The sequence below is a fragment of the Streptococcus sp. oral taxon 064 genome, assembly GCF_001683375.1.
GTDB classification, from domain to species: Bacteria; Bacillota; Bacilli; order Lactobacillales; family Streptococcaceae; genus Streptococcus; species Streptococcus oralis_S.
On record NZ_CP016207.1, the window covers coordinates 1,836,474 to 1,850,733 of the forward strand.

Consider the following 14,260-nt stretch of genomic DNA (forward strand, 5'->3'; position numbering starts at 1 on the left):
TTTATGGATTTACCGCTGCGACTGCCTTCTGGCGATCACGTTTCATTGTATTGGAGCGTAATTGTCCACAAGCTGCATCAATATCTGTACCATGCTCTTGACGGACAACACAGTTGACCCCTTTTTTCTTGAGGGTATCGTAGAAGGCCATCACGCGCTCTTTAGGACTACGGCTATATTGGTCATGCTCACTAACAGGGTTATAGGGAATCAAGTTGACATATGACAATTTCTTGATATTTTTGAGCAATTCAGCCAATTCCAAGGCTTGTTCTACACCATCGTTGACTTCATTGAGCATGATATATTCAAAGGTCACACGGCGATTGGTTGTTTCGATATAGTACTCAATAGCTGCAAAGAGCTTTTCAATCGGAAAGGCACGGTTAATCTTCATGATGCTTGAACGCAATTCATTGTTTGGTGCGTGAAGAGACACAGCCAGATTGACCTGTACGCCTTCATTAGCAAAGTCACGAATTTTATGGGCCAAACCTGAAGTTGAAACAGTGATGTGACGAGCACCGATAGCCATCCCCTTGTCATCATTGATAGTACGGACAAAATTCAAAACATTGTTGTAATTATCAAATGGTTCACCAATTCCCATAACAACGATATGGCTGACACGTTCATCCTGGCCACGTTCATCAAAGTATTTCTGAACTAGCATGATCTGCGCTACGATTTCCCCGTTATTAAGATCACGTTGCTTCTTGATCAAGCCTGACGCACAGAAGGTACAACCAATATTACAACCGACCTGAGTGGTCACACAGACTGACAAACCGTAGTGTTGACGCATGAGTACTGTCTCAATCAACATGCCATCTGGCAACTCGAAAAGATACTTAACAGTACCGTCAGCTGACTCTTGTACAATCCTTTGTTTCAAAGGATTGACCACAAACTGGTCATTGAGCTTAGCAATCAAATCCTTGGAAAGGTTGGTCATTTCTTCAAATGACTGGACACGTTTACGGTAAAGCCATTCCCAGATTTGATCTGCTCGGAATTTCTTTTCCCCTTGTTCTAATACCCATTCTTGCATGGTTTGACGTGTTAAACTATAAATAGACGGTTTCATCTCTTCTCCTTATTCTCTATCTATTTCTGACGAATGACAAAATGGCGCTGTCCCTTGTCCTCTTTCTGAGACTTTTGGTCCTTATGACGACGTCTATTTCGCTTATCGGCATTTGGTTTTCTCTTATTTTGCGAAGGTTTCTTGCCTCTTCTAGGAAGGTTTTCCTCATCCTTTTTACGCAATTTTTTGTCAAATGAAGCCCGTTTCGGTGCTTGGTTTTCTAGGACAAAATAGGCACAACCATAACTACAATACTCTAAAAGATAATCCTGTAAGCGGCTGATTTTTTCAATTTTTTCCTCTGTTCGGTCGTCTTTGTAAAAGCCACGTAGACGGAGCTGCTCATTGCTCCAGTCCCCCACGACATAATCAAATTTGGTCAACACTTCTGAGAAGCGTTGATTAAAGACTGTCACATCGAAAGCATCCTTGATATTTTCAACCAAGGTAAAAGCGATTCCTTCAGTCTCAACCTTATCCCCATTCATATGAAATTCTGGGCCAGGAAACTTGTTATAGTTGTATAATTCAGGTGCAATTTCTTTACGCATAGTCTTCCTTTTCCACGATTACTTAACACTCTATTTTACCATAATTTCTAGCAGTTAGCACGTTTCTCATAAAAATGAAAAAAGTCTGACGATTTTGTCAGACTCCTGCCTTATAAAGCAAAAAGAGAAGAATAACTCTTCCCTTCCTATTCATTATTTTGCTGCTGCGTAGAGCTCGTCTACTTTGTTCCAGTTGATAACTGAGAAGAAAGCTTTGATGTAGTCAGGACGTACATTGCGGTATTTCACGTAGTAAGCATGTTCCCAAACGTCCAAGCCCAAGATTGGTTTTTTACCTTCTGAGATTGGTGTGTCTTGGTTTGCTGTTGAAGTTACTTCAAGTTTTCCTTCTTTGTTGACAACCAACCAAGCCCATCCAGAACCGAAGCGAGTTGTAGCTGCTGCTGTAAAGGCTGCTTGGAACTCTTCAAATGAACCAAATGTTGCATCGATTGCTGCTGCAAGTTCTGCTGAAGGAGCAGTTTTTTCAGGAGTCATCAATTCCCAGAAAAGAGCGTGGTTCAAGTGTCCACCACCATTGTTGATAAGTGCTTGACGGATATCAGCTGGGATAGAGTCTACATCAGCAAGCAAGGCTTCAAGGTCTTCACCAATTTCAGGGTGTTTTTCAAGAGCAGCATTGGCATTGTTGACATAAGTTTGATGGTGTTTGTCATGGTGCAAGTGCATTGTTTCTGCATCGATGTATGGTTCCAAAGCGTCGTATGCGTATGGAAGGTCTGGTAAGATAATAGCCATCTGTAATACCTCTTTTTCTTTCTATATGAAAATGATAACGCAATCATCCTCTTTTTTCAAGTTTTTTGCTCAATTTGCTTCTGCCTCGATCTGCAAAAGTGCCTTTTCAAACAGGTACCCTTTTTCATAGACACCTGTCTTAATCTGGTAGTCTGTTTCAATCAAATAAGAAATCGCTCGCTTGAGAAAATCTAAGGAAATCCCTCTCGAATCTCTCAATGCAAACTTGATTTGATAAGGATTAGGGTTGCGCCCCAAGTAAGTTCCCATACTGCTTGCGATCTGCGATTCCGTCTGACCAGCTTCTGATAAAATCTTCACTTGGGTAAAGGTACGAAACTGTCCTAACATGACAGCTATGAGCTTGATTTCATCCTCCCCTTGCAAAGTCAAGTCTCTAACCAGGTCACGGGCCAGGTCAATCTTCTTAGCTAAAATAAACTGAGTCAAATCAAAAATATTGTCCTGCAGAGTCTTTGGAATAGCCTCGACAATATCCTTCTCCTCAATCACGCCGTCTGACTTATAAGACTGCAAAAAGAGGAGATTTTTCTGGATTTCACTAAATTGAAAACCAGATTTGAGAAGTAGATTTTCAAAGGATTGCCCCACAAACTGCAGACCTTGTGTCTGACTCCATTTTTGGAAATACTGGCGGAGTTCTTGTTCCTTGGGTTCAATAGCATCAAATACAGTCGCATCTCGTTTGAGCAATTTGACCAGCCGTCTTTTACTATCTAACTTTCCTTCAGCAAAAATAAACAACTTGGTTGTTGGCGAAGGGTTATCAAGGTATTCCTCAAATGACTTGAGCTCATCATCTGTTAAAGAACGTTTCTTGGCTGTTGTGATATCGACAAAATGGTCTAATATCACGATTTTTTCATCCGCAAAGAAAGGAAGACTGACCAGCTCCAGTTCTAAATCCTTATAGGCTACTTCTTTCATGTCAAAGTAGGAAAAATTAAGGTCGGCTGGATCATAGCCGATCTGTTTCAGCACCTGATCCTTCATAACTTCAAACTGACCTTGGTCCGAACCTGTAAATAAGGTCAAGCTAGATAAGTTTGATAGAGATACCTTTTGACTCTCTTCTATGGCTAGCATCTTCTCTCCTTTCTTCTTGTTTTTCTATTTCATTTAGTCAATATAGCGCAATTTCCCACGGAAATCTTCTAGGCTCTCGTATCCTTTTTCCTCCATGATTGCTTTTAGTTCATTGGTAATACGCTCAAAAGCACCGACGCCTTCCTTGTGAAGGGTGGTTCCGACCTGTACCATACTAGCTCCACAGAGGATGTGTTCAAAGGCATCACGACCGTTCAGAACGCCACCCGTTCCGATGATTTGGATTTGAGGATTTAAACGTTGGAAAAAGGCGTGCACATTAGCAAGAGCAGTCGGCTTGATATACTCTCCTCCAATCCCACCAAAACCATTCTTAGGACGAATAACGACCGACTCGCCTTCTATATAAAGGCCGTTCCCGATAGAGTTGACACAGTTGACAAACTTGAGTGGATACTTGTTGAAAATAGCAGCCGCTTGGTCAAAGTGGGCAATATCAAAATAAGGTGGTAATTTAATCCCAAGAGGTTTGGTAAAGTAGGCAAATACTTCTGCCAAGATACGGTCCGTTGTCTCAAAATCATAGGCAATCTGAGGTTTTCCTGGAACATTTGGACAAGAGAGATTAAGCTCTGTCAGTCCTTTGAATTCACTCTCTTGAACTTTTTTCAAGATGGTATGTGTTTCTTCTGGAGACATGCCAACTAAAGACAGAAAGAAAGTTCGGTTTGGCTCTTTTTCCTGCAAGTCTAAAAGATAGTCCAGATAGTAGTCTAAGCCATTATTTGGCAAGCCCATAGAGTTGATAGAACCAAGTGGAACATCCTGATAACGTGGCTCAGGATTGCCCTGACGAAAGTCCAAGGTCGCTGTCTTCGTGACAAATGTTCCTGCTGCTGAGTTTTTGACCCCTTCAAGCTCTTCTATCGTCATACAAGCCACACCCGCTGCATTCATCAAGCAATTGTCAAACGCAAAGCCAGCTATTTGTGTTTTCGTTGATACCATGATTCTGATCCTCCAGATTCCTTTTATTTCTAATATTATACCATACTTTAAGATTTTCTCTTTGAGAAAGTTATTTCTAGAGAAAACGTTCGTTTTTTGATAATGCTCTTAGTATTGACCGAATGTAAATTGAAAGAATTTTTAGAAAATTTTCGTTTTTTTCTTTACAGTGAAAAAAAATTCTGCTATAATGGCTCATGTAATAAAATATAACAACAAAGGAGAACGATATGACATCTGCTAAAGAATATATCCAAAGCGTGTTTGAAACTGTAAAGGCTCGTAACGGGCATGAGGCTGAATTTCTCCAGGCAGTTGAAGAATTCTTCAGCACTTTGGAACCTGTATTTGAAAAACACCCTGAGTATATCGAAGAAAACATCTTGGCACGTATCACCGAGCCTGAGCGCGTGATTTCTTTCCGTGTTCCTTGGGTTGACCGTGATGGAAAAGTCCAAGTGAACCGTGGTTACCGTGTTCAATTCAACTCAGCTGTTGGACCATATAAAGGCGGACTTCGTTTCCACCCAACTGTAAACCAAGGGATCTTGAAATTCCTCGGTTTTGAACAAATCTTTAAAAACGTCTTTACTGGACTTCCAATCGGTGGAGGTAAAGGTGGATCAGACTTCGATCCTAAAGGGAAGACTGATGCTGAAGTGATGCGCTTCTGCCAAAGCTTTATGACAGAATTGCAAAAATACATCGGACCATCTCTTGACGTCCCAGCTGGCGATATCGGTGTTGGTGGACGTGAAATTGGTTACCTTTACGGACAATACAAACGCCTTAACCAATTTGATGCTGGTGTCTTGACGGGTAAACCTCTTGGATTCGGTGGTAGCTTGATTCGTCCAGAAGCAACTGGTTACGGTTTGGTTTACTATACTGAAGAAATGCTCAAAGCCAACGGTAACAGCTTTGCTGGTAAGAAAGTTGTGATTTCAGGTTCTGGTAACGTAGCCCAATACGCTCTTCAAAAAGCGACTGAACTTGGTGCAACTGTTATCTCTGTATCTGACTCAAATGGTTATGTCATTGACGAAAATGGTATCGACTTCGACCTTCTAGCAGATGTGAAGAATAACCGTCGTGCACGTTTGACTGAGTACGCTGCTGAAAAAGCCACTGCTACTTACCATGAAGGTTCTGTATGGACTTACGCTGGAAACTACGATATCGCTCTTCCATGTGCAACTCAAAACGAAATCAATGGTGACGCAGCTAAACGTTTGGTTGCTCAAGGAGTTATCTGCGTATCAGAAGGTGCTAACATGCCTAGTGACCTTGATGCGATTAAAGTCTACAAAGAAAACGGAATCCTTTACGGACCTGCCAAAGCTGCCAACGCTGGTGGTGTAGCTGTATCTGCACTTGAAATGAGCCAAAACAGTCTTCGCCTCTCATGGACACGTGAAGAAGTTGATGGACGCCTCAAAGACATCATGACAAACATCTTCAACACAGCTAAAACAACTGCTGAAACATACGGACTTGGTACTGACTACCTTGCAGGAGCAAATATCGCTGCCTTCGAAAACGTAGCAAACGCTATGATTGCACAAGGTATTGTTTAATTAGTCGATACATCCTATCGGAGGACAATTGATGAACTTACGGCCGATGGAAGCGAGAGACAATCCAGCTGTAGCGCAACTCATTCGAGCTAGCCTAGAGGAATTCGGGCTTGACAAACCAGGAACTGTCTACTTTGATTCTCATCTAGATCATTTGGCCGATTATTATCAACAGCAAGAGAGAGCAGCTTACTTTGTCCTGGAAGACGAAGGTCAGCTGGTTGGCTGTGGTGGCTTTGCACCTGTGTCTGATAGGATTGCTGAATTACAAAAACTGTATGTCACTAAAAACAGTCGTGGCAAAGGTTATTCTAGCCGTTTGATAAAGCGGATATTCCAGGAAACCCGCCTAGCTGGTTATGAACAGCTTTATCTAGAAACCTCTACTGAACTGGCTACGGCTGTGGCCATCTATCAACACTATGGTTTCACATCACTGCAACAACCACTTTCTAACGCCGCCGGCCATCCTGCTATGAATGTCTGGATGATAAAGTCTCTCTTATCAGATGAATAGATGTCAGTATACTCTGGTCGTCTCGAGGACATCAGTATCAAGATCCTCAGCACAGCTAAAACAACTTTTAAAAATGTAGCCAAGGCTATGATAGTTAAGGTATTGTTTCAGCACTATCACACTAGAAGAAATCCGACTGCTTATAAAAGCAACCGGATTTTTATATATCTAATTTTTCAAAAAATTTGCCTGCAGACTGCTTTTCTTTTAGCTTCTCCAGCAGCTCGTTCTCCAGAAAAGGACTTAGCTCGTCAAAATCTTGGCAAACCTTAAAAACCGTCTCTCTATCCATCTGACCATAAGCTAATTCGTAATAGTCCTTATGATGATGCCAGTTCTGGTCATAGTTGACGTCTGTACGTTGATAGTAAACAATGTTTTGCTTCGGAGTCAGGTAAAGCTTCTGTGTTAGAATACTTTTCTGATCTTTGGACAATTTACTGCGACTAAAAATCTTAACACCTTGAAAAATCTTGCGCTCATGGATACCTTGATTTGTGACTTTCAATTCAACTCTTTTATAGTGCATATAGTCACCTCCAAAAATTACTTTCATTATATCAAACTCTGGCAGATTTGCAAGCAAAAGTATCATTTCCAAAAGTCTTTAGTCGCCTCTAAAATCTCTTCTGTAGGCGTCACTGTAGCCTCAATAATGTTCTTGCCAGTCTTTTTCAGATAGGCTTGTATCTGATGATAGCCATAAGCATAGCCTGCAGCATAGGGCATACCAACCGGAATTTGACCCTGTATCTTCGCGATTTCATCACCGTATAGATAAGGAGCCATTTCCGCCATCCCCGTTAGCTGAAGCTGACTGGAGATGATGGGCTTAATCTCTTCTAACTGCTCTGGACTGGTTGAAGTAACCCAAGGCCCAATGAGATCCTTACCATAGAGCTCAGCCGCAAAAGACTCTGCCAAGCCTTCACTGACTACCCAGTCTGCTAGTGTCGTCTGCTGATTCCATTTGACAAATTGAAAGCGGACATTGTGATTGCACTCATGAGCCAACGCAGCCTGCACACGTGGTAAAGTATAGTCATTTGGTAGCAGACTAAGCATGAGGTAGCCTGGAATTCCGCCATCTCCGCTATAACCCTTATTGAGCTGTAGCATAGGTTTTTCTGGATTGCCCAATAAAATAGTAAAATGGTAATCCTCAACCTCTAAGTCATAGCCAGCCTGCTCAAAAAGCCCAATACTCCTCTTGATGGTATCTTGACAATTTTGCCAGAGTTGATCAGAGCTCAGAGCGTCTATAGCTGGTCTATCCTTTTCTGAGAGAGTTGAGGGTAACTGATTCATAAAACCAAGTAGGAATAGAGCGTCAAATCCTCCAGGATACTTTGCTTTCAGAGGGATGTGTTGCGTTTGGTATTTGGTTGCAAAAGGTGCTAATATTTTCGCTCGAAAACAGCCTTCTCTCTTTTCTAAAGGAAGCTCGAGCATCTCTTGGTAAACTTTATCTGAACGAATCATATTGATTTGCATAATAATCTCCTTTCTTATCTATTATTAGTATAATCCCTTCCCTAAGGTCAGAGTCAAGAAGAAAATTAAAATATCTATTAAAATTTCATTGAAATTACCTCAAACCGTTCGAAAATTACCTTCAATAAAGTTCTTTAATACTGAGATTATAATATCCAGAGTATCAATAAATTAAAAACTTACTTTTCTACTGTTCATAGGAATGATGATACTAGAAAAAAATAAATCCTGAAGGGTAAAAACTTGTATCATTTTTTATGGAAAGCCTATTATTCAAAACTTGTTTGTCTCCTAGATAAACTATATAATTAGTTCGCCCCTTTTTTGCCCCTTCTTGAACCAAAAGAAAAAACCGCTACTCCTAAGAATAGCGGTTTTATATGTTTTTTAAGCTACTAATGTAGTCGCTCTATTATTTAAGAGTAACAATTTGCTAATCTTATTTTCTCCCAGTATTAGTGGGTTAATTCCTCCATTTTCAACTTTGGCAGGAATTTGGTAGGTAAATTGATAATCCAAGATTATCTAAACTGTCTGTAATCTCTTCTGAAATTGTTGAATCACCTGAATAATACCAGTGACTATATGTATTCAACGTGGTTGACTTATCAGCATGTCCTAATCGATATGAAACATATAAGGTATCCTTATGCAATACATTTATAAGGTAGGAAGCATGACTATGTCTTAAACCTTTCCCCGTAATTTCTGGTACACCCGTAACCCTAGCATGCCTTTTTATTATCCTAGAAATTGTAGACTTACACAAGGGGGCACCAAAACGTGATATTACATAATCTTTATCATCATTCTTTATTTGAACTTCTCGCCATTTTTTAAGTATTGTAATCGTAAAATCATCTAAATCAATTTTACGATTCCCTGCTACTGTCTTTGTTTGTTGTTTAGCATACCATACACCGTTTTTATCTTTCTCAATTGTCGAATGAACATGAATCCATTTACGTTCAAAATCAATATCTTCCCATTTAAGAGCAATACCCTCACTAACTCTTAAGCCAGTCATAAAATATAACCAGATTGTCATGTAATTATGGAGTCCCTCATACTCACTAATATCAAAAGAGTTTATTACCTTCTTAAATTCATCAAATGTCCAAAATTTTGTATCAGGGTGCTTTCCTCTAGGATTATCTAATCCTTTAAAAGGAACTCTATCAATATAACCCAATCTTTCTGCATAGCCCAGACACGCTTTAAATCTAGACCACATATTTTTAGCATAGTTACTAGAATACTTGTCTATAATAGCTAAGCGAAATCTTTCACAGTCAATAGTACTAATATCTGATAATTTTTTACTACCAAATTGCTTAATAAATAACTGATGATGTGGTAAAGCAGTCTGATAAGTTACAAATTGAACTTTTTGTTGATAATATTTTAAATAAATCTCTTCCATAAACTCTCTAAAAGTTAGAAAACTATTATTAATAGTAGAGTTCACAAATTCATGTTTTAAACGAAGTATCTCTTCATAAGCTTCCTTAAAAGAATTAAACGGTAGTCCCTGTTGATTTTTCCTTCCTTTCTTTTGAATTCTTTTCCCAGTTATTGGATCAACTCCTAATTCAATTTGAAAGTAAATTTTTCCTTTTGAATCTTTGTATACACCTTTATATTTCTTTGTCTTTGATATAACCATTTTTCTCACCTTCTATATCTGAAAAAGAAATACCAATTAAATTTTCTACAATATTTTTAGGAGCAATGCCTAACCTTTTATTATCGAAAGGTGAACATCCTAATTGTACCGCATTCTTATCATTTTTTCTAGCTTCTTCAAACTTTTTTACAGCAATTTTTTTTGCTTGTCTAATAATATTTCTCGATGTGTGCTCTGGAAAACCAATCGCAACTAAATCTTTATAGTTTACTGTTTCCATGATTTTACTACTTCCTTTCTTAGATTTTTTCACCTCCATGGTATGACTGATGAAGTCATCATAAGAATTTCACTTGCTGCTCTTTTACGGTGGCAGCCTGAACGGTCAGAAGTATCATTGTATATCATTTGTATCATGGCATATAAAGTATCGCTCTATTTTATTGATGGTTTTAATATCGCTCTTATCATGGCGAGCCATTCAAAACTGCTCCACAAATGAGGAAAGTACCATTTTGGACTATTCAATTGTCAATGTGCTTTCTTACCTAATACTTTTTGGAGTAATGGTCTTCTTTATTATCCACTCGACCTACAAGGTAATCTAAACTTACATTATAAAAATCTGCAAGTTTGATAAGGTCATCTATAGAGATTAACCTGGTACCAGCTTCCATTTTAGAATAAGCTGATCTTGTGCAATTCAAAACGATTTTCGCAATATATTCTTGTGTCAAATCATCATCCTCGCGTAAATCTCTAATCCTTTTCAACATCCAATGTCTCCTAAAACAAGTATAATATAGTTATTTTCTTATTTTTAAATATGTGACAAATTGGAACATGAAACTATTCTATATATACTTTTTAGGAAACTGTTTACTCTAAATGTATCTCATTTTCCTTAATAGATTTCATATTTTGTTTTTCCTTATATTTCTTTATTGTTTTATTAAACATTTCAAATAAATTTATTGCTTCTCTATTTTGTTCCTTCAGTGTTTCAATCTTTCCTTTATATATGTATAAATCCTTCTCTATTGTATCTACTGAACTTTTACCTTGAATACTATTTTCTAAATTGCTAGAACTATTTGCCGTATTATTCAACAATACTTCCTCTAAATTAGTTAAATCATCAATTTTATTTTGGACTTGTTCAATCATATTCTCTAGATATGATATTTGGGCAATGAAATCATTTGTTATATCTTCAAAATCATTCGGACTATTTTCCGCAGATATAAGAAAATCTAATTGTTCTATTTTTTCTTTAATTTTGCTAAGAGGAATTCTTCTATACATATACTGCGGTTCATACTGAAGATTAAATTGCCTAATCAAAGTTTTACCTTTCATAAAGCGATTTTTTTCTGCTGAGTCTTTATGGTATACATAGTAAGAACTAGTTTCTCTGATAAATACTTTAACTTTTTCTTCTTCCATATTGATTTGAATATTTGGTACAAAAATAAGTCCTTCTTGTCGGATACCAAACTGTACCTTAATGTAAATTCCATCGTCTACTACTTCTTCTATTTGATTAAGATTCAACTCTACTTCAAACTCATGAACTGCATCCCTATTTCTCTTGAAATCTTGATAGGATTTCCATACCACCTCTTCTGTCGGCAACTCTTTTTCTTTAATTAGCTTTTCTTCATTGTAAAGTTGAACTAAATTTTTATTATCTAAGACAACAGTTTCATTTTTGTTATTAAAATAGTCTTGAAAATAACTAACACTATACCGATTCGTTTTTCCAAATTCCTGTTCTGAAAGCTTTATCTCATCAAATTCAAATTGAACATGTTTTTCTTTCGGAATTATTTTTAATCCAAAAAATTCTGCTCGTTGAATCAATTCATTCATATTCTTCATTTTCGGAAGTAAAAATTCTAAGATGTTTATGATTTCCCTTTGAACAAACTTTTTCTTAAAATAAGTTTCATTATAAGGTTGTTTTCTACTCAATTTACTATCACGTACGACTTGTTTCATATTTGAATCAGTCATAAAAAAAGTAACATGCTTGTGTCTAAAATCAATTTTCAAATGTAAAGCTTTTGCTTTTTTCTTGAAATCTTCAAAATTTTTCGAGTTCTCGATTAGAAAATATACTCGTTGTTTTATTTCATATTTGTAATTTGTTTTGCGATAAACTTCATACTGACGATGCGAATAACGATTTTCTAGAATTTTTGCCCCTGCAATTTTTGAAAGACGATCAGAAACCATTCGTAGATTATGTTCTGCCTTATAATCCCATAGAAACTTTTTATCAGAATTCTGATCAATTGAATTTAGGATGATGTGATTGTGGATATGATCTTTATCGACATGAGTTGCTACGATAAAACGAAATCTACCTCCTGTCAACTCTTTAACTGTCTCATAACCAATCCGATTGATTTGTTCGGGAGTAAGATGATCATCTGGAGAAAAAGACTGAATAATATGATGAGAATGAATTCTTCGTTGATTTACTTCTTGCCTATCATGACGAAATTCATAAAGACCATCATTACTTAAAAAATTATCATTGTACATCTTCACTAGTTCTTTATAACTAGGAAAATCTAAATAATTTCTCATACCAAAATCTGAAACTAGTGCTAGATTTTTTGTTTTACTTGGATTCAAAATATATTTGATTAGTTTGCTACGATAATTTTTTCCATGAATCGCAAAGTGTTTAGTGATGACCATAAAATTTCCTCAATTTTTCAGATTGAATAAGAAAATCTTTCTCCACTTCTACTATTAACTCTTCTATACCTTTTCTCAATTCATTTAACTCAACTTCCGTTATTAAATTCGAATAATTTATGCTTCTGGCTATTTGATTAATATTATTTCCGATTCGTTTTAATTCAAAAATCAAATCTTGATAACCAGTTGTATCAATGGTGATAAAATTCATGCCAGGGTCAAGTAGGGTTCGTCGAGCATATTCTGAAAAAGATTGACAACCGCTTTGGTCGATACAATGTTTCAACTGAATCAATTCGCTATCAGACAGAAACACTTTCTTGAGATTGGTTCGGTAACGATGTTCCATGTACTCACCTCATGTATTTATCACGGAAGTCTTGGCTGAGGGGAATAGAGTTTCCAACTTCTTTAATCAACTCCTGTACGCAGGTTAAGAGAATAGATACATAATCTTGGGTAACTTGATGTTCGGACTGTGCCAATATTAAAACACCATGAACGTCACGACTGATTTGTTCTAGTTTTTGGGATTGCCAGAGGGCAAACCACTTTTCAGCAGTCATTTCAAACTCTTCCTCCAGCAATTTATTTCGAGCAAAGGGCGAAAAATGTTCAAATCCCTTATTTTTCATTATCACTTCAATCATTTCCAATTCATTTGCGGTTAAATTAACCTCTTTGCGAATGTCTCTGTATTGTTCTGACATACTATTTCCTCACTTTCATCAATGGTTGGACAATCCCCGACCCCGTATTAACCACGGGAAACTTGCAAAGACAAAATCTATCATCTTGTAAGGCTTTGCGAGCTCAGATATTGTGTCCACAATATCCCAAATATCATATCGCCTGCCATTTCAAACCTCACGGTTCAAAAAACAAACGATATGAAAATATGGTGGCTAGCCCCCAAACCCCCAACATAAATCTAAATTAAAAAAAGTATAACAAATACCATTTGAAAAAATTATCACAGAATAAAAGAGCCCTAACGGACTCTTACAAACTTAAATATATTAAAAACAAAAGGTAGTTGTACTTTTTCTTTAGAAAAATAAAAATTTTAAATAGAAAATTTAACTCTTCATATAATTTTTTAATTTAAACTCTTTTATTTTTAGATTCTTGTCTTCATTAAGTAAAAAAGCTTCAATATCCAATATTGAAATCTCCTTATCATTCTCAATAGAAATCAAAATATCATAAGAATCATTAGATAACTGTTCTTTCAACTCAACATTAGATTTTTTGAAATCTAGTGCACCAAGGTTAGCATAAATTTTACCAGCAAGAGAAATATCATTTGTTTCTAACACAATCTTCGCTTGATAAATTACATGATTCCTTACATTACTATGTGTCACTAATTGCACCAGAACAACTATAAAACTACAAAAAGAACCAAATATCCAAAAATCAGCACCAATTGCCATACCAATACCAGCTGTAGCCCATATACCAGCAGCAGTAGTTATTCCACTAATTTTCTTATCTCGAGTAAAAATTATTCCTCCACCTATAAAACTAATACCACTAACAATTTGAGCTGCAACCCGAGAAGTATCATAAGATGGTGTATCTAAAAATGCTTCTTTTGAAAGAATCATCATTAAAGCCGAAGTTAAAGCAACAATTATATGCGTTTTGACTCCTGCTTGCTTGTTACGTGCCTTACGCTCATAACCAATTGCCCACCCACATGCACAAGCGATTAATATTGAAATAACATGCCTTAACTCGACAATACTATTAAATGAATGATTAAAAATTGTAGACATTAATCCCTCCTATCCTAAAATGACATCGGTGTCATAAGTTATATTCTACTACTATTTTAATATTTTATCAAATAAAAAA

The 14,260-nt window shown here is 36.9% G+C and carries 16 protein-coding genes; 2 read left to right on the forward strand and 14 right to left on the reverse strand.

Annotated elements, in window-relative coordinates:
- Position 1: 1 nt before the first annotated feature.
- From rlmN to AXF18_RS09080, 5 genes are all read right to left on the reverse strand, one after another.
- Positions 2–1,087, reverse strand: coding sequence for a 23S rRNA (adenine(2503)-C(2))-methyltransferase RlmN (gene rlmN, locus AXF18_RS09060; RefSeq protein WP_000804762.1), 1,086 nt, complete (start codon positions 1,085–1,087; stop codon positions 2–4).
- A 20-nt stretch (positions 1,088–1,107) separates the two neighbouring features.
- A complete protein-coding gene (locus AXF18_RS09065; RefSeq protein ID WP_065371854.1) occupies positions 1,108–1,638 on the reverse strand; it encodes a YutD family protein in 531 nt (176 codons plus the stop codon).
- Between the two features lie 153 nt (positions 1,639–1,791).
- The gene (sodA, locus tag AXF18_RS09070; protein ID WP_000974728.1) at positions 1,792–2,397 is read right to left on the reverse strand and encodes a superoxide dismutase SodA; all 606 of its coding nucleotides are present in this window, start codon (positions 2,395–2,397) and stop codon (positions 1,792–1,794) included.
- A 69-nt stretch (positions 2,398–2,466) separates the two neighbouring features.
- Positions 2,467–3,504 (reverse strand): DNA polymerase III subunit delta, encoded by a 1,038-nt coding sequence (gene holA, locus AXF18_RS09075; protein WP_065371855.1) that lies wholly within the window; start codon positions 3,502–3,504, stop codon positions 2,467–2,469.
- A gap of 33 nt (positions 3,505–3,537) precedes the next feature.
- Entirely contained in the window at positions 3,538–4,473 is a 936-nt protein-coding gene (locus AXF18_RS09080) for a dihydroorotate oxidase (protein WP_065371856.1), read from the reverse strand.
- A 230-nt stretch (positions 4,474–4,703) separates the two neighbouring features.
- On the opposite strand from AXF18_RS09080, the gene gdhA reads away from it, so the two are divergent.
- Both gdhA and AXF18_RS09090 read left to right on the forward strand, forming a co-directional pair.
- Entirely contained in the window at positions 4,704–6,050 is a 1,347-nt protein-coding gene (gene gdhA, locus AXF18_RS09085) for an NADP-specific glutamate dehydrogenase (protein ID WP_065371857.1), read from the forward strand.
- 31 nt (positions 6,051–6,081) lie between these two features.
- Complete coding sequence (locus AXF18_RS09090; RefSeq protein WP_065371858.1) at positions 6,082–6,567, forward strand: GNAT family N-acetyltransferase; 486 nt, start codon at positions 6,082–6,084, stop codon at positions 6,565–6,567.
- A gap of 160 nt (positions 6,568–6,727) precedes the next feature.
- On the opposite strand, the gene AXF18_RS09095 is transcribed toward AXF18_RS09090, so the two are convergent.
- From AXF18_RS09095 to AXF18_RS09135, 9 genes are all read right to left on the reverse strand, one after another.
- Positions 6,728–7,096 carry an EXLDI protein gene (locus AXF18_RS09095; protein WP_065371957.1) on the reverse strand — a complete coding sequence of 123 codons (369 nt, stop codon included), beginning with the start codon at positions 7,094–7,096 and terminating at the stop codon, positions 6,728–6,730.
- 62 nt (positions 7,097–7,158) lie between these two features.
- Positions 7,159–8,061 carry a DUF2268 domain-containing protein gene (locus AXF18_RS09100; RefSeq protein WP_065371859.1) on the reverse strand — a complete coding sequence of 301 codons (903 nt, stop codon included), beginning with the start codon at positions 8,059–8,061 and terminating at the stop codon, positions 7,159–7,161.
- A 478-nt stretch (positions 8,062–8,539) separates the two neighbouring features.
- Entirely contained in the window at positions 8,540–9,727 is a 1,188-nt protein-coding gene (locus AXF18_RS09105; RefSeq protein ID WP_033629555.1) for a site-specific integrase, read from the reverse strand.
- The gene (locus AXF18_RS09110; protein WP_000450956.1) at positions 9,699–9,968 is read right to left on the reverse strand and encodes a DUF3173 family protein; all 270 of its coding nucleotides are present in this window, start codon (positions 9,966–9,968) and stop codon (positions 9,699–9,701) included. The genes AXF18_RS09105 and AXF18_RS09110 overlap by 29 nt, the downstream gene beginning before the upstream one ends.
- A gap of 268 nt (positions 9,969–10,236) precedes the next feature.
- Complete coding sequence (locus AXF18_RS09115; protein ID WP_033629554.1) at positions 10,237–10,464, reverse strand: helix-turn-helix domain-containing protein; 228 nt, start codon at positions 10,462–10,464, stop codon at positions 10,237–10,239.
- Positions 10,465–10,567: 103 nt separating this feature from the next.
- Complete coding sequence (locus AXF18_RS09120; RefSeq protein ID WP_065371860.1) at positions 10,568–12,397, reverse strand: SAG1250 family conjugative relaxase; 1,830 nt, start codon at positions 12,395–12,397, stop codon at positions 10,568–10,570.
- Positions 12,384–12,749 carry a MobC family plasmid mobilization relaxosome protein gene (locus AXF18_RS09125; protein ID WP_065371861.1) on the reverse strand — a complete coding sequence of 122 codons (366 nt, stop codon included), beginning with the start codon at positions 12,747–12,749 and terminating at the stop codon, positions 12,384–12,386. Before AXF18_RS09125 ends, AXF18_RS09120 begins: the two co-directional genes overlap by 14 nt.
- A gap of 4 nt (positions 12,750–12,753) precedes the next feature.
- Positions 12,754–13,110 carry an SAG1252 family conjugative relaxosome accessory protein gene (locus AXF18_RS09130; protein WP_065371862.1) on the reverse strand — a complete coding sequence of 119 codons (357 nt, stop codon included), beginning with the start codon at positions 13,108–13,110 and terminating at the stop codon, positions 12,754–12,756.
- Between the two features lie 369 nt (positions 13,111–13,479).
- Positions 13,480–14,181 (reverse strand): MgtC/SapB family protein, encoded by a 702-nt coding sequence (locus AXF18_RS09135; RefSeq protein ID WP_003042140.1) that lies wholly within the window; start codon positions 14,179–14,181, stop codon positions 13,480–13,482.
- Positions 14,182–14,260: the final 79 nt, after the last annotated feature.